Source organism: Mucilaginibacter sp. OAE612 (genome assembly GCF_041806395.1).
Taxonomy (GTDB): Bacteria; Bacteroidota; Bacteroidia; order Sphingobacteriales; family Sphingobacteriaceae; genus Mucilaginibacter; species Mucilaginibacter rubeus.
The window spans coordinates 1,230,338-1,248,252 of sequence record NZ_JBGMUW010000001.1 but is presented as its reverse complement, the minus strand read 5'-3'; the positions used below and the strand labels follow the sequence as shown (position 1 = coordinate 1,248,252).

17 protein-coding genes are annotated in these 17,915 nt (G+C 41.2%); all 17 read right to left on the bottom strand.

Annotated elements, in window-relative coordinates; all coding sequences use genetic code 11:
• Positions 1-5: 5 nt before the first annotated feature.
• Positions 6-1,706 carry an ABC transporter ATP-binding protein gene (locus ABID99_RS05270; RefSeq protein WP_373613091.1) on the bottom strand — a complete coding sequence of 567 codons (1,701 nt, stop codon included), beginning with the start codon at positions 1,704-1,706 and terminating at the stop codon, positions 6-8.
• 75 nt (positions 1,707-1,781) lie between these two features.
• A complete protein-coding gene (locus tag ABID99_RS05265) occupies positions 1,782-2,333 on the bottom strand; it encodes a 2OG-Fe(II) oxygenase (protein ID WP_188834722.1) in 552 nt (183 codons plus the stop codon).
• Between the two features lie 212 nt (positions 2,334-2,545).
• A complete protein-coding gene (gene acpS / locus ABID99_RS05260) occupies positions 2,546-2,974 on the bottom strand; it encodes a holo-ACP synthase (RefSeq protein WP_373613090.1) in 429 nt (142 codons plus the stop codon).
• 9 nt (positions 2,975-2,983) lie between these two features.
• Positions 2,984-3,268 carry a hypothetical protein gene (locus ABID99_RS05255; protein WP_188834720.1) on the bottom strand — a complete coding sequence of 95 codons (285 nt, stop codon included), beginning with the start codon at positions 3,266-3,268 and terminating at the stop codon, positions 2,984-2,986.
• Positions 3,261-4,067 (bottom strand): cupin-like domain-containing protein, encoded by an 807-nt coding sequence (locus ABID99_RS05250; protein ID WP_373613089.1) that lies wholly within the window; start codon positions 4,065-4,067, stop codon positions 3,261-3,263. Before ABID99_RS05250 ends, ABID99_RS05255 begins: the two co-directional genes overlap by 8 nt.
• Before the next feature lie 28 nt (positions 4,068-4,095).
• A complete protein-coding gene (locus ABID99_RS05245; RefSeq protein WP_188834718.1) occupies positions 4,096-6,021 on the bottom strand; it encodes a S8 family serine peptidase in 1,926 nt (641 codons plus the stop codon).
• Positions 6,014-6,904 carry a hypothetical protein gene (locus tag ABID99_RS05240; RefSeq protein WP_373613088.1) on the bottom strand — a complete coding sequence of 297 codons (891 nt, stop codon included), beginning with the start codon at positions 6,902-6,904 and terminating at the stop codon, positions 6,014-6,016. Before ABID99_RS05240 ends, ABID99_RS05245 begins: the two co-directional genes overlap by 8 nt.
• Positions 6,905-6,936: 32 nt before the next feature.
• Positions 6,937-8,403 carry a radical SAM protein gene (locus ABID99_RS05235; protein ID WP_373613087.1) on the bottom strand — a complete coding sequence of 489 codons (1,467 nt, stop codon included), beginning with the start codon at positions 8,401-8,403 and terminating at the stop codon, positions 6,937-6,939.
• Positions 8,404-8,483: 80 nt separating this feature from the next.
• The gene (locus ABID99_RS05230; RefSeq protein ID WP_188834828.1) at positions 8,484-8,666 is read right to left on the bottom strand and encodes a hypothetical protein; all 183 of its coding nucleotides are present in this window, start codon (positions 8,664-8,666) and stop codon (positions 8,484-8,486) included.
• Positions 8,667-8,830: 164 nt separating this feature from the next.
• Positions 8,831-10,768 carry a S41 family peptidase gene (locus ABID99_RS05225; protein WP_373613086.1) on the bottom strand — a complete coding sequence of 646 codons (1,938 nt, stop codon included), beginning with the start codon at positions 10,766-10,768 and terminating at the stop codon, positions 8,831-8,833.
• A gap of 12 nt (positions 10,769-10,780) precedes the next feature.
• Complete coding sequence (locus ABID99_RS05220) at positions 10,781-11,704, bottom strand: UPF0489 family protein (RefSeq protein ID WP_373613085.1); 924 nt, start codon at positions 11,702-11,704, stop codon at positions 10,781-10,783.
• Positions 11,705-11,908: 204 nt separating this feature from the next.
• Positions 11,909-13,102 (bottom strand): glycosyltransferase family 2 protein, encoded by a 1,194-nt coding sequence (locus ABID99_RS05215; RefSeq protein WP_373613084.1) that lies wholly within the window; start codon positions 13,100-13,102, stop codon positions 11,909-11,911.
• 165 nt (positions 13,103-13,267) lie between these two features.
• Complete coding sequence (locus tag ABID99_RS05210) at positions 13,268-14,632, bottom strand: condensation domain-containing protein (RefSeq protein WP_188834824.1); 1,365 nt, start codon at positions 14,630-14,632, stop codon at positions 13,268-13,270.
• Between the two features lie 47 nt (positions 14,633-14,679).
• Positions 14,680-15,435 carry a head GIN domain-containing protein gene (locus ABID99_RS05205; RefSeq protein WP_188834823.1) on the bottom strand — a complete coding sequence of 252 codons (756 nt, stop codon included), beginning with the start codon at positions 15,433-15,435 and terminating at the stop codon, positions 14,680-14,682.
• A gap of 32 nt (positions 15,436-15,467) precedes the next feature.
• Positions 15,468-16,934, bottom strand: a complete 1,467-nt coding sequence (locus ABID99_RS05200; protein WP_188834829.1) for a radical SAM/SPASM domain-containing protein — start codon at positions 16,932-16,934, stop codon at positions 15,468-15,470.
• 80 nt (positions 16,935-17,014) lie between these two features.
• Entirely contained in the window at positions 17,015-17,197 is a 183-nt protein-coding gene (locus ABID99_RS05195) for a hypothetical protein (RefSeq protein WP_188834828.1), read from the bottom strand.
• 224 nt (positions 17,198-17,421) lie between these two features.
• Positions 17,422-17,613: a hypothetical protein gene (locus ABID99_RS05190; protein ID WP_188833791.1), complete on the bottom strand. Its 192-nt coding sequence runs from the start codon at positions 17,611-17,613 to the stop codon at positions 17,422-17,424.
• Between the last annotated feature and the right edge of the window lie 302 nt (positions 17,614-17,915).

Here is a 17,915-nt window from a genome sequence, read left to right as displayed (position 1 = left end):
AAGTGTTAATTATTGGTAAATAAAACCGGTAAACCTTCCTTAGCAAACGTTCCTTTTTCGATGGCATAAACGAAGTCAAAGGACTGGAGGGACGAAACCCGGTGCGTGATGATGATGACGATCGAATCCGTGTAATGCTTTTTTAAATTGTTAATGATCGAACGCTCGAGGCTTGGGTCAAGCGAAGCGGTGGCTTCATCGAAAATAATGATCTGTGGAGCCTTGACTAAAGCTCTGGCGATAGAAATACGCTGTTTTTGACCGTCTGATAATGTTGAGCCGGTGTCGGTGATCACAGAATCATAATTAACGATGCGGTGATCAAGAACCTCTTTAAACATGGCATGCTCAACCGCCTTGACCACATCCGCTTCACTGGCATCATCACTGCCGTATTTCAGATTGGAAATAATAGTATCGCTAAACAACTGGTTTTCCTTTTCGATTAATCCGAGATTGGATGTCCAATTCTTTATCTGGCTGATACATACAGAATCATCGACTTTTATCATTCCCTCAGAGGGGGACAGGAAACCACAGATCAAATTAATTATTGTACTTTTCCCTGAACCGCTTGGGCCAATTATCCCGTAGATATGCCCCTTTTTGAATTCGGCATTTAGGCCTGACACGATTTCTTCTTCATCAATGCGGTAGGATACGTTCTCGAAAATCAATTTATCAAAAGCTATTCTGTCTTCAGCAAGAACTGCTTTATGGAGAACCGCAGCTTTTGTTTGATCAATCGGAAGATAAGGCAACACCCTTTCCATTGAAATAATTGCCTTATTGATTTGGTTATAGGTTCTCATGATATTTATTGCCGGCGAATAAAGCCTGTTGATATACTGGATAAAAGCAATTAATGCGCCCAGTGTCAATGCTCCGGCAAAAACACTTTTCCCGCCAATTATCAAAACCAGGATAGGTCCTATGGCGATAAAAAAAGTGACTATACTACCATTTATTGAACTGAAAAAAGTGCTGCTTTTATTACTGCTGTATATCTGCGAATTAATATTGAACAGCTTCTTGTTTTCGAAACTGAAAGCTTCATAGCTCTTTATGACCCTTATGTTTCTAAAGCATTGCAGAAAAAAATTATTCAATAAACCTTCCGATTCCTGAACCTCCTTAAAATGTTTTTGGATCAAAGGTGCAAATCTCCTGATGCTATACAGGATCATCGGGATGATGACCAAACTGATCAGCGTGAGTTTGAAGTTCAGAACCGAAAGCATGACGATGATACCGATAACTACGAACACATCGTTCAACAAACTCAATATTAAAGAAGATAATGTTGTTTGTATATTTCTTACATCGTCAATTATGGTAAAAAGCACGTCACCCGTATTGACATTTTTAAAGAAACCAATATCCTTTAAAAACAAGGAATTTAACATATCGATCCTGATCTTGCCTACTACATTCTGACTGATCTTGTTATCCAGGATATCAGTCCATAGATTGCATACGATCCTTAATATGTAAACCAGTACCAGTACCAGGAGTATCGTAATTAGCTGGGTAAAATCGCCTTGGGGGAAGATTTGGTCAATGATGCTTTTCAGGACGTACGGTGTAGCCAGTGAACCCGCGCTTGAAATAATCATCAACACTATCAATAAGAAAATATCAAAAATATACGGCCTGAAATATTTAAGGTATCTGTTTATAAGCTTTAAAGACTTCCTGCTCTTCATTTTCATTCCTGTTTATATCCAATCCGCGGCCTGCCGGGGGCTCCAATTAATTAAGACTTTTTCTCCTGACCGTTTTCATTGTCTTTCTTTATACTTAAAGGCAAAGGTGAACCTGGAACTGACACACTCGCGGGTAGGTACAGCGCCTTTATGTTCAATAAAACCTGGAAATATTAAAAACCTCCCGGGTTTTGGCATTACTATATTTTCCGACTCATGGTTTTCGTAAAAAATTGTTTCCCCGCCCCAGCGATAGTCCCAGTCTTTATTGGCATAGTATAATACCGTAACATCCTTAGCACTTAAAGCGCAATCTCTATGCGGGTAAGCCATATCTCCGTAATGGCTCATATTAATATAGGAGCGTTGTAACAGGTACTCGCTGTCCGGGAAGAACTTTTGGAGCAGCTGCCTTGCAACAACTCCTACCCTAAGCGAGGTTTCAACCTTCTCTGGAATGAATTCGGCATTAAAGATACAATGTGCATCTCCGCGGTTATCCCTTTCCGTTCGTGTAAATGACAGATTAGTAACAAGGTTATAAAAATCATGAACCTCTTCTTCCGTAACAGCGTTATCAATCACATACATTGGCCGCTGTTCAATAGTGATGGTTTTAAATTCCATATATCAGGTCAATTTTTTATCGGTCATACCGGGCTTTAGCCCGGCCCATTTAAAGCTTTGGTAAGGAGTGCATTGATGATTTAATGTCCATGCACAGCACTCCGTTATCTATATCTAAAACAAATTATCACAGTATTTTAGGCCTGCATAAACACCTCAGCGTTTCCGGCTCCCTAAACTGAAGCCCTTGGAAAAACACTTTTCAACGGTTATCATTTCAGTAAGGAAGCGGCCGTATCTGCTGCGATACCGGTTATCATTTCCTGATAAAATATTGCGAAGGCCACGGCATATTCCTGGTTATGAGATAAGGATATATCATGATTGTTGAAACCTGATTCATCCAAAATATCTTTTATCTTCCCAGAAAAACTCAATGCCGGCGTCCCGTCCCTGTTTTTTACTATTTCAATATTTTTCCATTGTACACCATTGTTCCAACCTGTTTTGACGGCCTTCATGACAGCCTCCTTTGCCGCGATCCTAACTGCATAATGTTGGTACCTGTTAGGTTTAGAATCGCAATAAGCTATTTCTCGCAGGCTAAAAGCCCGTTTTAAATAACGCTCACCATGCTTTTCGATATTGCCTTTGATTTCAGCTATATGAACAATATCAACCCCCGATGTAATTTTTAGCATATTTTAATTTCACTGATCCTGTAAATTCCGTTTTATCCTGGCCGTCATGACATTTACATCTGTAAAAAACTCCAGATCGATGTCGTCATCATCCAGTTCAACATCAAATTCATCTTCAATTGTTGTAATGAATACAAGGGCCTGGCTGGATTCGCTGATTAACACATTAAGCTTATCATCGATCAGCATTGTATCTGAATTATGCAATTCAGGTTGAGCGTTGATCAGCTGATCAACGATGACCAGTAGTTTATTTTTGATTTCGGTATCGGTTAAATGGATTTGATCATTCATATGATGCGGTAGTTTTATTTAGGTTGATCAATTCTAAGAGGCTCTGATAGCTTTTAGGGCTTTTTTCCTTAAAGTATTCGAGCACCTCAGTGTAGTTTGAATCATTTATAAAGTTTTCGGTTAGCGACAAGCCTTTTTCAAGATTATAGACCGCGTGCCACCAATTACTTGGCGTGTAAATAATTTCACCTGGACGCTGCACGGCCACAAGTGGTCGGGCATTTGCAAAGCCCGGAAATTTGTCCAGGTCGGGAAAAAAGGGGTTTACCGCCCCGTTATATAAATATTGCCGGTTGTCGGGCGGATAAAAAAGCCATAGCTTGGCCCCGGAGATCACAGCGTTCCAAGCACTTGTATTCCAGATATCGAGGTGCAGCCGGGAAAAAGTACCTTTCGCTCCGATATACAACCAGGACAAAGTCGTTTTTCGCTGATTTGCAGGAATCATTTTATACCAACAATTAAAAATATCGGGGGCAGTATAGTGCGATTCCATTTTCGTTCCGAGATGAAATTTACAGTCCTTTAAATAATAGGGGTTGGCAGCCCGTGTCTTATTCATATACTGCAAATAATCTTCTAACAAGAAGGTACGGGAAATGGAGTCCTTATTGGAGTGTTTGCTTGCGTTCAACACCACCTGGCCAAATTCCTTTTTCAAAAATGAGCTGTCCCATAATTTAAAAGCTGGCCACTTTTCCATATAACCTTTCAGTTTAAATGGTGCTGATAGGTCCGCAGTATGAACATCGGCCTCTCCAACATGCTCATGACGGACGAAGTTTTGATACATCTTCATATTGCTTTATCTGATTATGTTTTATTTTTCATGAGAAAAAGTTTGTTATACATTTCAATATCTTTTCATCATTCTCCAAATCCATGATATCAAAAACAGGGGTCCCTAATTTGACAGAAAAATCATCCATGATAGCCCTCATCTCATCTTTTTCCAACACACGCGAATTCTTTACCCACATGTTATTGATATTCTTGAGCTCATTGTATACCGGGCTCATCGTACAAAACAAGCAAGTGCTGTTACAATAGTTTTTCACGGTTTGAATGGTTTGCTGTACCAGTTCAACAGTATCTGTAGGGTGGATAGTGCAAATAATAGCGTCGGGGCGCACCCCCAATAAATATTGTATCGGTGTTAGGATCGAACCCGCTTTAGAGGTATCCATATTGAAAGCCCTGGGCAAAATCCCCCCCTGGATACCCGTGATGATCAGGTCGGGCTTATTATAGTGCTGGATCCCTCTCAATATCGTTTCTATGTTACTTGTCCAATCTCTGAACTTGATTTCAACGTTCGCGTTATGCCCGAATGGAAAGGTAAAGGCCGAACCGACTACTGCGCCCTGGGGTTCAGTAGAAAGCTGGGAAACACGATACCCCTGCGCTGATAATATTTCCTTTACCCTCATTTGGTTAGTGAACTTACCCTGTTTACTCCCCGTACCCACACAAGCCAATACTGAAGTCTGGATCTTAGGCAAGTGACGGAAATTTTTTATATCATCAACTACTGCTTTCCTGACGGAGGTAAAGTGAATTTTGCCGGCATATTCTGGATATATTTCTTTTACAAGCCGGTTCAGGTGATCGAATACATCATTATCAAAAACGATGAAGTTTTTGTTACTCAGTATGCAGCTTTTCAATAACCTGTTCCCGAAAATAATATTTGACTCTACCGGAATATCAAGGAAATAGCCGATCACGATAGTATCGAACAAATCGAGTTCCTCTTTTCCCGGCTCCCTATTAATAGCCAAAAAAACCGATGCTGAAGCGCTGGTTTTGCCAGTGGTTGATGAGATACTTCTGGGATAATCGATAGACAAGACCAATTCTCCGCGGATCTGGTTCCTAAACTCGATTATCGTTCTGATCTCCTTTTCAGAAGAGGGGAATACAGCTATTTTTTCAGCAAAATCAATCTTAGCGGGTGTAAACAAATTCCTGCCCAAAACATCCTGCTCTGCCTGGTTCAGCTGTCTTGTTCCTGAACTGATGATATCATAATTTTTAGAGATATAAATAAATTCCGCGAGGTCTTTTGAACTGTTACTAATGATCAGCGCCTTTAATTCTTGCTCGTTTTTTGGGCCATTGTCTATAATCAAACGAGATAGGATTCCGGTAAAATGAGCTGTAGCGTAACTGGTTCCCGACGATATCTTGTAGCCGTTATCAGCCCAGGCAATCCTTTGCAGGCCACCTTTCGCTAACACCTTGGTTTTTTTGTTCTCATTATAACTGTACTCATTTTTGTTTTTGACAAGTCCGCAGCCTACCGAATACACAAAAGGAAAATGGGCAGGAAAGCACTCCACGTGCGGAAAATTATGAGATGAAGCAACGATAAGAACCCCTGATTCAGAAAGCGTTCTGCAGGCATTGAATAAAGCGGAGGACGGAGTGCTTACGGCTATTCCCATGCTGATATTGACCACCCTTAGCCCCTCAATGTTAAGACAATGCTTGATACCTTCTGTTAAAAGCTGTTCGCTGATCTTTCCTCCGGCAGCAAATAGCCTGACACTATGAAGTTCGGCTTCAGGCACTATCTTATGAATGATCGACGCTATAGCAGTTCCATGGCCCGTCGCATCCATATGCGGATCTGTACCCAGGCTATATAAATTCCCGTCGCTCTCTTTGATAGTATAGCCAATAACTTTACTATCGAGCAAACGTGTATGGCCAGCATCCACGCCTTCGTCTATTATCGCGATTTTAATCATTGGATTTCTTATTGAGCGTTAACGAAAAAGCATAATTGTCTGACCTGTCATACACATGATCCAGTTCGTCTATTAATTTCAAGTACTTTTTATAGTTTTTGAACCCCTGGGACAATGTCAGCCCCTCCCCTACATTTTTTGAATACGGGTATTCGGTGGTAAGGCCGGATCCTAAATGCTGAGTTTTTTGATTATAAAGTGCGATGAAATGCTTGATTATGCTATCGTCGGGGCCCGGTACTTTGTTATAGTCAAAAATTATACTAAAGATTGGAAACGGTTCACCGTTATCGATGCTCAGTGGAAAGTCTTTTTTAGCTACCTCTATCCTCTCGACCGCTGCGTAAATCGAAATGTTGTTCTCCAGAATATTTAGCGCGATAGAAAATGCCTCTTCGAAAAAAAACGGCTGTAAAAAACAGCTTACCCTGACGAAATATTTGAACTTTCCAGATATCGCTGTAAATGCGGCAGGAATATGCTCAAATTCAACCGATTGAAGTTTTTCGAGAAAAGGATATCCGAATGTTTTAATGGATCGGGTTATTTCCGCTGCGTAATCGTAGGTAGCAAATGAATTCCCCCCCTCGATCAGGTACTTCCAGTTTTTTAGTACTGTGTTGATCTCAACAGCCCGTGCCCCTGAAAGCATTCCGGATGCCTTGATTGCTGAGAGGCATTTGATACAAAAATCACACAAATTATAGCTGGCATTATTGAGCAGCTCCAGGCCATCTATCCGTTGTTTTTTAAGCTGCGGCAAATCTATCAACGCACTTACAAGTTCGATGCTGTAATTATTGGTATATCCTTTATGAAATAGTGTATTCCCTGCGATAAACCGCTCAATATATTCTTCCTGCGATGTAAGTGTATTTTCCATATCAATTGATTTGCTGGGTGGCCCCGAACGGGTTATTTATTAGAATGCCCTGTGTTAACTTTATTTGTATGGCCGGGAAAGATGATCAGGTCAGGTCTGCTGTCCATCAATAGATATTGATATTTCAGGCTATCTTCCGTTTTCGTTTTCCAGGGTGTACAGTCCGGCATGCCCTCTTTCAATGCCTGGTGGGAACACGATAACTTATCACATACCGGCAAATATTTGCATGAACTACAGATCTCGTTCAACTGCGAACGGTCATAATCCATATACGGCTGATGAGATTCTATTTTAAAACCCTGCGATACATGACTGATCGCTTCCTTTCCCTCATGGATCGTTTCCCAGCATTTATGGATATTACCATCCGGATCTACAACAAGGCTGTACGGTGATACCCACGTAGCACACTCATCCTGTATTTCCGGAAGTACCCATTTCAAACGCGCTTGCTCCCGCTGGTTTTGAGAAGCCCAGCGGTTATAACGGTTTACCAGGTTAAGCCTGAATGACTGCTGAAAATCAAAAAAGTCGCCTACGCTAAACCTTGCGCTCAGATCCGACTCATTAGCCTCTTCATACGTCCGTAACCAGGCCGTACTGAAAGAGATCTGGTTTGAACGCATTGGCCACAATCCAAATACATGAAAATCCTGGAATAGTTCATCTATCGAGTCCGCTATCTCACGGTCTGTATTGATCCGTACCGTAACATGCATCCCCGAAGGCATCAAACATAAGTTTTCCAGGATCTGAAAATAGTTCTTCTTCTCATTGTTCCGACCCTTTAGCGGACGGCTTTTATCATGTGTTTTTTGAGGGCCATCTATCGTGATCTGCACATTTTTTACATCACACTTCTTTAACAGTTCCCAATTATCAGAGGTAAGCAGGATACCATTCGTGATAATATTCGCCGAATAGCTCATACCGTGTTTTGCGCAAAGCTCCTGCAGCATTGGCGTTAGCCTGGATATCGCATTCTTATTGATCAGCGGTTCTCCCCCGTACCACGTAACATTCAGGGAATGCCATCTTTTTACAGGTGACTGCTCTACCACATCATTAATATAAGTAATGATCGCCCGAAGGTTCTCGATATCATTTAATGACTTATTCGGCTTCACAAACTCAAAACAATAAGGGCAACCCATATTGCACATAATGGTTGTTCCAACCGTCAGGTTGATACTCCCGTCATCCTTATCATACAACAGCTCCTTCTTCTTCGAATAAAACTTATTGTACTCTTCCCGTTCATTTAAATCGCTCCTTACAAAAAAGCCTTTGTCGTAAAGGTACCCCAACAGCTCCTCCTGACCACTTAACTCACTATCCCCAGGGCGTAATGACGTTTGACCGACACTTTCAAGATAGGCCCCCTGCTCCCAGGTTAAAACCTCAAGGCCTCCGCTGATCAAATTATAGATCAGATACTCAGACTTCTCTGCTACCGGGACTATAACATTGTAAAAACTATATTTGATATCCTTCATCTTCTGTAACGTCTATATTTAAACCAACCATCTAAAGAGCCGGTCGAAACACTAATGCCGACCGGCCTTTGAATTACAAATTAGAACAGCAAGCTGTCTTCGTCTGATTCGATCGCAGCGTTTACCCCCCTGCAATCTGTTCCGCTTCCGAATTCCCTGCAGAAAGCTTCCACTGCCTGGGTGTTCGAATACACGTCTTCAACTTTACGAGGTTTGATCAATTCTTTGATCTGCTCGTTTGACACTGATTGTTGATTGTTCATCCTTTTTTTGATTTAAATTATTGATTAATAAACTGTTAAAAAAAGCAAACTAAAACCCCTCCTGAGTGGTGAAGCGGTTTAGATGGTACACCTATAGCTCCTTAAGCAAAGATTCGCTTCCCTGCTGTATTGTTGTTATATTCCCGGGCCTTTCAAAAGGTGATCTACTCACTTATGGCAGTTCTTAATACCTTATCCCGGTATGGCTTTAAGTCTGTGATTTGATCGATACTTACCAACGACGTTGGAGCAATGCCTTTTGTCTCGATGCAATTAAATTTATTCAGGTATAATTTTCCGATGAGCGCATCGGTGTAGAAAACTACTTTCGAAGGAAAATTCAGATCATACCTGTCTGCAAGGACACCGCCTGTGCTTTCGCTGCCAATAAGAACTGTATTGGCCCTGTTCGCTAAAATACCGGCGATAAAGATCTCCGATGCGCAGGCCGTATTTTTATCGCATAAAACAACAAGCTTTGCTGTCGGATTCAGGTGATAATACTGATTGGACTTGATAATGAGGGGATCTGAATAATTACCTTCAAAATCTTTTATCTTATATATGGTAGCCGGCTTATCAAAAAAAACAGACAGCAACCGGAACACTGACAAACCGATCCCGCCACCGTTGCCCCTAAGATCGATGATGACTTTGCGGGCATTCTTCACATTATCCCAATTATTTAAAAACCTTCTATAAACATCTAATGTCCAGCTTGATATCTGGTAATAAGCCACATCTTTATCCAGCATTTTAAAATAACATTGCTTTGGTTTAAAGTTTTCATCAACCGTTAAGGTGCCATTATACTTCATGCACACCTTTTGTTGCATGCCATCAATTCCCTTAACAGTCAGGACAGTACTATCCGCTTTGTGCTTTCCAAGGCCATCCAAAAACTCGCCATTGAGGTTCTTTGCATCTTCCGGATCGTTTTTCCTCAAACTATCCATAATATCGGTAACCAACCGCTGGTCGATTTTTATAATTTCTTCGCCCAATGGCAGCACCGTTTTATAGCGTTCATCGAAAACTGCCGCGACATAAAGTTTATTACTTATGCTATAGGCTCTCAGCGGCCTGATTACTTTTTGTACTGGCTGGGCCTTAATTGCGCCGCCTGACTGTATATTGATACCCAAGTGCGGATCATGAAATTCATCTTTTAAAAAACGTGATAATATCCCCACATAGTTATAAAAACCTGCGGTATCCGTATTTAACCGCATTATTTTCTGAAGCTTCCGCATCGCCGAATCTTTATTGATATTTCTTTCGGCGTAAAAAGGGTAATTTTTAACGGAGCTGAGTACAGCATTATTGATCAAATCCCGCTCAGCCAGCTTATCATCCAGATCGGACAGATAAATACTTGAGCCAAGGACACCTCTTTTTTCCTGATCTGTCGATGAAGAAATGTATTCGCTCATAAAGTCGGAGGACGTCGACGGCTGTTTCCTGTTTTTCTTGGCAACTTGCGGCAAATAAAAATCCGGGGGAAGGCTGACATATTTTACCGAACCGTGTACAACCGCTAAATCAGCTACATAAACTTTTAACTTCAATTCCGGGTTGACCGGCACTGCCAGCACCGCGAGCTTAAATTTATCACTTAAAGGAAAAAGGCCCTTATCTTTAAATATTACTGGCAGTTCCTTGCTACTGTCCCATTCGCCCAGGTTATCTGATAGCTGGTTTTGGTATCCCTGATAAGTTACTTTTATAGTTTTTGAATAAAAAGTCCGGCTGTAAGGATTGTACATCAAAAATAAAAGGCTCCCCACATTTTCGAGATACAAGTCAGTTTGGAGAAAATGCTCGGAAGAATCCAGTTTGGCCTGGTAATAGAAATCGGTTTTCCATATATAACCCTTTCCCATACCTTCGCCAGCATCTATAAGCGGGTAAGCTTTTGTACTTAACCTATCATAGAACTCGTATTCTGGGAATAGAAAATTGAGCGTTTTTTGGTTCTTGTCCTGCACGATGCTATACACTGTTTTGTCGTTGACAAAATCAAGTGTTTGGGCTTTCCACTGGCAAAATCCCGAAGAGGGGAAAAACGAAATAAAAAGCAATAATATCTTTATATTTTTCATCTCTGATTTTGATTAGGCTACTTCGAGTCCGGCAGTTAAATGAACATCCAATTCGTATAATGATCCAAGCTCTTTCAGCAGTGAACTTTCGATAAATTCCCACTGGTCATCCGGTGTGAAGCCGCTAAAGCGGGAACGGCAAATGGTTATAACTTTCGGTACAACCTTGCTCTGCTTTAGTTTCCGGGTTACTTCGGCAATCCGTTCGCTGATCAGCTCCCGGTCTACTTTTAAGGTAAAAGGGTAAAGGTCCGGATAGGTATGCTTGTAATCATTAAGTATAAGGTGATACTTACCATCTGATTCATAAACGTTTGATTTAAAACCCAGAAATTTACTTTGGTGGTAAGGTGTACTATGAAATTTTTCATATTCAGCTTTTGTTATTTCAATGCTTATTTCATACAGCTCTACGGGGTTTCCGGAGCAGGAAAAATAATCGAGATCGATATCCAAGGCTATGGAAAGCTCCGTTTCAGGCATTTCGTTGATATTATTTAAATGAAAATCAAAGATTTTCAGATCATGATCTATTTCTGAAGCCTTCTTTATTTCTTCGGTAACAGGCCCTGAAAGCAGCTTCAACCCGTCCGCATTATAAGTCCTGACATACATGAGATGATCTCGCTTGGTAGCTTTATGTTGCACTTTAAACCAATAGATACTGCTGAAAATGCCTTTGTACATAGCCGGCATTATAAATGAGCCTATCCCGATTTCCTCATGCGTGAACGCCCTAACTTCACGCTGTTCGGCCGCGTTCACGCAATTAATGGACTTATTGAACCTGGGGACCCCCATATCTCCATGTTCATCTATATGGTACAAAACATTATTGGCTGCAGGTAACATACCATTCTGTACACATTCAGTCCACACATAATAAGCTTCATTATGCTCTTCCAGAATAAAAACTGGTATCTTTTGTGATCTCATATAACTTTAAAATATAGGGATGTGGTTTATAGCTTCAGTGCGTATTTCATAAATTTAGACCATCAGCTTTAGCTGAAAATATTTATTACACAAGCACCGCTGATGTTTACACCAACGTTAGGTTTGATGTAGTTATCTGCTCCGGAGAACGGACTGATCACTGTTTAAGGGGCTTTTCAGAGATTGGTTAGTGCCCGAAATACTTTAAATGCTGGCTTCACGATGGTAAAAAACATAAGGTGGAACCATTTCTTCGTTCCTGTTAAAATGTGCTTTTATTGTTTTATAATTTAAAACGCAGTACATCACCGCTTTCCACCAGGAAAGAAAAGAAACCAGTAACCAAAATAAAGGATAGAGCAGAATACTGAGCATGGAAGGGTTTTGCACAAACCTCTTTTCTTTAGGAGCGTATGTTAACAGCAATAAATAATAGCATTCACTTAAACAATAGCTTATCGATAAAACGGCGATAAGGCTTTTGAAGCCTGTGGCGGCTACTATCATCACCAGTATTGGAAACAGTAATAACAGCAAAACAGATACAAAATCCTGTAAGGTACGTAAACCGATGACACTGCCTGATTTAATTTGGGCGAAATAAAACGCATGCTCTTTAATAACAGTTTCAATGTACCCCCTGTACCAACGGGTACGCTGACTTATCAATTGGGGAAGACGGCTGGGCGGACGGGTCAAAGCTTCTACATTTTCAAGATAAAACACCTTCAAATTAAGCTTGGCGCCAATAGTAGCAGCTTCCCGGTCCTCCCCACTCCTTAAACCGGAATGCATTTTGTAAATATCAAGCAACATGGTTCTGCGGTAACAAGATCCGGCACCAGGCATAACAGGGACAGACCGCTCTTTCTGGTGAAACTTATAGTATGTCCTGGCAAAGCAATATTCCAATTGTTGCATTTTAAACGTAAGGCCGCTTTCCCCAAATGGATACATTCTCAAATAACAACCCATAAATTCTTGCGAATGATCCAGACGCATGACTGCCATTCTCAAATTTTCAAGATGGCCGAGGTCTGTATCAAAATCTGACAGTGTTAGATAATCATAAGAGGTATTTATGGCCGTCAAATTCAATGCGCCAACTTTTTGTGTATTGCTGGCTATGGCTGCCGAATAAAACCCGCTGTCAACCCGCTGCTGAAAACGTGCTAATATTTCCCTGCTCTCATCATTTGAACCGTCGTCGATTAATATAACATCCAGCTCATCGGAATACTTGTGAGCCAAAGTTGAAAAATACTCCAGGCGACCATAATAATATGCTATGTCTTTACACTCATTGAATTGAGGAATAAGCACGGCCATTCTTTTCGCAGAAAAAGCTGGCTGTTTTATCCACGAAAAGAGATCTAATTGTTGATGTTTCGGTTTCATGATATTTGATTTCGATCTGATAATCCTTGCTCCGGGGCTTCATCGTCAGATTATAAGACGTTAATGCAGGCGTATGCGCACGGTTAATACTTAACAACTGCAGACATTGTATTGGAGGCAGATGGAATGGAAAACCTCTATCTTATTACCAGAACAAGCTGTTAATTATCCGGATATTGTTCGATGGGCAGCTGATAACTTATCATTTTTCAATAACTGTAATAAATCTTTAACCTGACGATCGGGATGGGCGACGATATAGCTCATTACAATTCTATGAACGAATGCAAGTGTTTCTAAAAATCCGGGATCAAAGAACCGTAAATTGCAGCTCCAACGAAATGCAAAGGCGTCCAGGTATTGAGATACCGCGCATTCTAATGGATAATATGTGCTTTGATGGTCTTGGTAACCAATTGGGCTGTCGTTTCCTATCAATGACGCGGAACCTAATTTACTCAATTCCAGGTTAGCATACAGATCACAATTCCCGCGCAAGTAGCTTTCATCCAGGCCAAGATAACCATGGTCAAAAATTATATGCCGGCATGCATTTACAAGGTTTAGGCGGAAACCTGCCGCAATATCCGAAATAGTAGCCTCATGGTTTAAAGTATGAGTCAAGTAAATGCCTCCTGTGAGGCATCCGATGGTTTCATTAAATTTGCTTAAAAACCTGTTAGCCACAGGCGATGCAAAAATGATGTTGTTTGCTTTGTTCAGATGGTTCAAACTGAGCAGGAAACCCGCATAGAAAACGGGAGCCAACCCAAATTTCAATGTTAATGGAGATGAAAGGATTTCAGTATATGCATCATCGGTAAAATTTGTCACATAGGCAGTTGCCTTCTGCGGAAGATGCGATCCGCTATATTTAAGATCGCTGTCAACATATCCTTGATAGCCTAAAGCTGATGGTTCACCGGATAAAACCCGCCTCCAGTATGCAATATCCCTATCTTTATTTTTTGAGCATTGGAAGTTCTGGTGTTCGGTGAATTCTTTTAACTGAACTGGTGGTGATTGAAAGAACGGATACTTTCCGAGTTTATGTTTTGAGTAAACATCCGTTATTTCATCTTTCAGTATCTTAACGGACCATGCATCTGAAATAATGTGATGGAGTACAACACTTACGTTGTACAGTTGCCCGCTGATTTTAAAGAGCAGAAATTTACTCAGCGGCCCATTATTTAACTCATGAAAACTGATCATTTTCTTTTGCACCATAAAATGGTGCTGTTCGTGGCCCGGCAAAGTGCTGATATCATAATATTGGAGATCAAAGCACTCCAATGCTTCGGGCAAAATAACCTGTCTGACCTCGCCAGCTATCAAGGGGAAAATTGTACGTAGACTCTCATGCCTTTCATACAAGACACCTACTGTTTTTTTTAAAACTTCAGCATCAACTTTTTCAGGATAAAAGTCTAAGATCAGCGCATCCTGATATCCTGATTTATCTGGATGGGTATTTGCCAGCCACCACTTTTTTTGTGAAACGGAAGGCGCAATTATTTCTGCCGGCATGTGATCCATGTTTAACTTATTGAAATGTCAAATTGAAATATCAAAGCTTAGATTTTTTCGGTGCTGCCTCCCAACCCCGTTTTTTTTACCAGGGGGCTTCCTTTATAATATACTGTACTGCTACTTATCAGTGGTATGTGTACATTCAACCGATCCCGGCAATTGACCCAGGCGTTGCAGCTTCCGTTTAAGCGCAGGTTTGCCTCATTCGCGGATAATTCTTGCGCATGAATGTCTCCGCTTCCAGACAGATCAATAGCCGCGTGTTGTGTTTTTCCTGACAGGTCAAAATCTGCAGATCCTTTGCCGGTCACCTTTAAATCAATGCAATCTAAAGCCGCTTTTACTTTTCCCGAGCCAATGTTCAAAATTCGGACAGAAGGTCCGGTTAATTTAACATTGAGCGTGTTGATATCGGCAGAGCCTACATTTTTTATAGTTCTTACTTTTTCGGCGGGAATTGATACTTTGATAGCGGTTTTAGGATTGAACCAGATACCAGGATCATTTTTGATAACGAGCGTACCTTTTTCTGCTTTCAATTGTATGTGGGGTATGATATTGCTGTCTGCTTCAATAACGATGGCGCCAGTATCGGCTGTGAGATAAACATTTAGTTGCGAATAGATTTCAACCGATAAATAACTATTTACATGATAAGCTTTCCGCAGGCTTTTGCCATCGCCGTTAATAGCCTGCGCACTGGCACAGGAAAAAACAAGCAAAAACAGCAGTGAAGCCAAAACATTCCTTGCTATGAACCGTTCAATATATCCTTCCTGCGATGTAAGTGTATTTTCCATATCAATTGATTTGCTGGGTGGCCCCGAACGGGTTATTTATTAGAATGCCCTGTGTTAACTTTATTTGTATGGCCGGGAAAGATGATCAGGTCAGGTCTGCTGTCCATCAATAGATATTGATATTTCAGGCTATCTTCCGTTTTCGTTTTCCAGGGTGTACAGTCCGGCATGCCCTCTTTCAATGCCTGGTGGGAACACGATAACTTATCACATACCGGCAAATATTTGCATGAACTACAGATCTCGTTCAACTGCGAACGGTCATAATCCATATACGGCTGATGAGATTCTATTTTAAAACCCTGCGATACATGACTGATCGCTTCCTTTCCCTCATGGATCGTTTCCCAGCATTTATGGATATTACCATCCGGATCTACAACAAGGCTGTACGGTGATACCCACGTAGCACACTCATCCTGTATTTCCGGAAGTACCCATTTCAAACGCGCTTGCTCCCGCTGGTTTTGAGAGGCCCAGCGGTTATAACGGTTTACCAGGTTAAGCCTGAATGACTGCTGAAAATCAAAAAAGTCGCCTACGCTAAACCTTGCGCTCAGATCCGACTCATTAGCCTCTTCATACGTCCGTAACCAGGCCGTACTGAAAGAGATCTGGTTTGAACGCATTGGCCACAATCCAAATACATGAAAATCCTGGAATAGTTCATCTATCGAGTCCGCTATCTCACGGTCTGTATTGATCCGTACCGTAACATGCATCCCCGAAGGCATCAAACATAAGTTTTCCAGGATCTGGAAATAGTTCTTCTTCTCATTGTTCCGACCCTTTAGCGGACGGCTTTTATCATGTGTTTTTTGAGGGCCATCTATCGTGATCTGCACATTTTTTACATCACACTTCTTTAACAGTTCCCAATTATCAGAGGTAAGCAGGATACCATTCGTGATAATATTCGCCGAATAGCTCATACCGTGTTTTGCGCAAAGCTCCTGCAGCATTGGCGTTAGCCTGGATATCGCATTCTTATTGATCAGCGGTTCTCCCCCGTACCACGTAACATTCAGGGAATGCCATCTTTTTACAGGTGACTGCTCTACCATATCATTAATATAAGTAATGATCGCCCGAAGGTTCTCGATATCATTTAATGACTTATTCGGCTTCACAAACTCAAAACAATAAGGGCAACCCATATTGCACATAATGGTTGTTCCAACCGTCAGGTTGATACTCCCGTCATCCTTATCATACAACAGCTCCTTCTTCTTCGAATAAAACTTATTGTACTCTTCCCGTTCATTTAAATCGCTCCTTACAAAAAAGCCTTTGTCGTAAAGGTACCCCAACAGCTCCTCCTGACCACTTAACTCACTATCCCCAGGGCGTAATGACGTTTGACCGACACTTTCAAGATAGGCCCCCTGCTCCCAGGTTAAAACCTCAAGGCCTCCGCTGATCAAATTATAGATCAGGTACTCAGACTTCTCTGCTACCGGGACTATAACATTGTAAAAACTATATTTGATATCCTTCATCTTCTGTAACGTCTATATTTAAACCAACCATCTAAAGAGCCGGTCGAAACACTAATGCCGACCGGCCTTTGAATTACAAATTAGAACAGCAAGCTGTCTTCGTCTGATTCGATCGCAGCGTTTACCCCCCTGCAATCTGTTCCGCTTCCGAATTCCCTGCAGAAAGCTTCCACTGCCTGGGTGTTCGAATACACGTCTTCAACTTTACGAGGTTTGATCAATTCTTTGATCTGCTCGTTTGACACTGATTGTTGATTGTTCATCCTTTTTTTGATTTAAATTATTGATTAATAAACTGTTAAAAAAAGCAAACTAAAACCCCTCCTGAGTGGTGAAGCGGTTTAGATGGTACACCTATAGCTCCTTAAGCAAAGATTCGCTTCCCTAAATAAGGGTTTCGCGACAGGATATAAGCACCTGTCACATAGCCTTATTCTTAGTCGCCCTCCACGCTTAACACCTTGATGGGCACGGACTATACCTGAGGTTAAAACAGCAGACTGTCTTCATCTGCTTCAACAGCAGCATTAACGCCACGGCAGTCTGTCCCTTTTCCAAACTCACCGCAAAATGCTTCAACCATTTGCGTATTAGCATAAACGTCTTCAATTTTCCGTGGCTTGATCAATTCCACACCTGCTGTTTTCAAACCAGCAACTCTCGATTTTTTGTTTTCCATGATTACTTGATTAATGTATTATTATGTATTTAATTGATTCTGCATTAAGGCATTTTCCCCCGACCACTTTCGGCCGGGTTAACATTGGTCGCTGCCCCCAATTTGTGATCAGTTTGTAAAACATGATTAAAGACACCGCGGGCATTTATCGCTGAATAGTATTAGCCCGGATATTTTTTATTTGAATTGTTTTAAAATTGAAAGCTGGGATCGTACCTCAACTCCGTTGCGGATTGCTTGAAATAAAGTTAAGAGGGTAGCCTTTCCTACTAACATTTATTACACAAACTAACCTTGAATTT

Excerpts from the sequence above, each read along its gene's own strand:
- ABID99_RS05270 (WP_373613091.1), bottom strand. The coding sequence starts at position 1,706 with ATGAAGAGCAGGAAGTCTTTAAAGCTTATAAACAGATACCTTAAATAT.
- ABID99_RS05265 (WP_188834722.1), bottom strand. The coding sequence starts at position 2,333 with ATGGAATTTAAAACCATCACTATTGAACAGCGGCCAATGTATGTGATT.
- acpS (WP_373613090.1), bottom strand. The coding sequence starts at position 2,974 with ATGCTAAAAATTACATCGGGGGTTGATATTGTTCATATAGCTGAAATC.
- ABID99_RS05255 (WP_188834720.1), bottom strand. The coding sequence starts at position 3,268 with ATGAATGATCAAATCCATTTAACCGATACCGAAATCAAAAATAAACTA.
- ABID99_RS05250 (WP_373613089.1), bottom strand. The coding sequence starts at position 4,067 with ATGAAGATGTATCAAAACTTCGTCCGTCATGAGCATGTTGGAGAGGCC.
- ABID99_RS05245 (WP_188834718.1), bottom strand. The coding sequence starts at position 6,021 with ATGATTAAAATCGCGATAATAGACGAAGGCGTGGATGCTGGCCATACA.
- ABID99_RS05240 (WP_373613088.1), bottom strand. The coding sequence starts at position 6,904 with ATGGAAAATACACTTACATCGCAGGAAGAATATATTGAGCGGTTTATC.
- ABID99_RS05235 (WP_373613087.1), bottom strand. The coding sequence starts at position 8,403 with ATGAAGGATATCAAATATAGTTTTTACAATGTTATAGTCCCGGTAGCA.
- ABID99_RS05230 (WP_188834828.1), bottom strand. The coding sequence starts at position 8,666 with ATGAACAATCAACAATCAGTGTCAAACGAGCAGATCAAAGAATTGATC.
- ABID99_RS05225 (WP_373613086.1), bottom strand. The coding sequence starts at position 10,768 with ATGAAAAATATAAAGATATTATTGCTTTTTATTTCGTTTTTCCCCTCT.
- ABID99_RS05220 (WP_373613085.1), bottom strand. The coding sequence starts at position 11,704 with ATGAGATCACAAAAGATACCAGTTTTTATTCTGGAAGAGCATAATGAA.
- ABID99_RS05215 (WP_373613084.1), bottom strand. The coding sequence starts at position 13,102 with ATGAAACCGAAACATCAACAATTAGATCTCTTTTCGTGGATAAAACAG.
- ABID99_RS05210 (WP_188834824.1), bottom strand. The coding sequence starts at position 14,632 with ATGCCGGCAGAAATAATTGCGCCTTCCGTTTCACAAAAAAAGTGGTGG.
- ABID99_RS05205 (WP_188834823.1), bottom strand. The coding sequence starts at position 15,435 with ATGGAAAATACACTTACATCGCAGGAAGGATATATTGAACGGTTCATA.
- ABID99_RS05200 (WP_188834829.1), bottom strand. The coding sequence starts at position 16,934 with ATGAAGGATATCAAATATAGTTTTTACAATGTTATAGTCCCGGTAGCA.
- ABID99_RS05195 (WP_188834828.1), bottom strand. The coding sequence starts at position 17,197 with ATGAACAATCAACAATCAGTGTCAAACGAGCAGATCAAAGAATTGATC.
- ABID99_RS05190 (WP_188833791.1), bottom strand. The coding sequence starts at position 17,613 with ATGGAAAACAAAAAATCGAGAGTTGCTGGTTTGAAAACAGCAGGTGTG.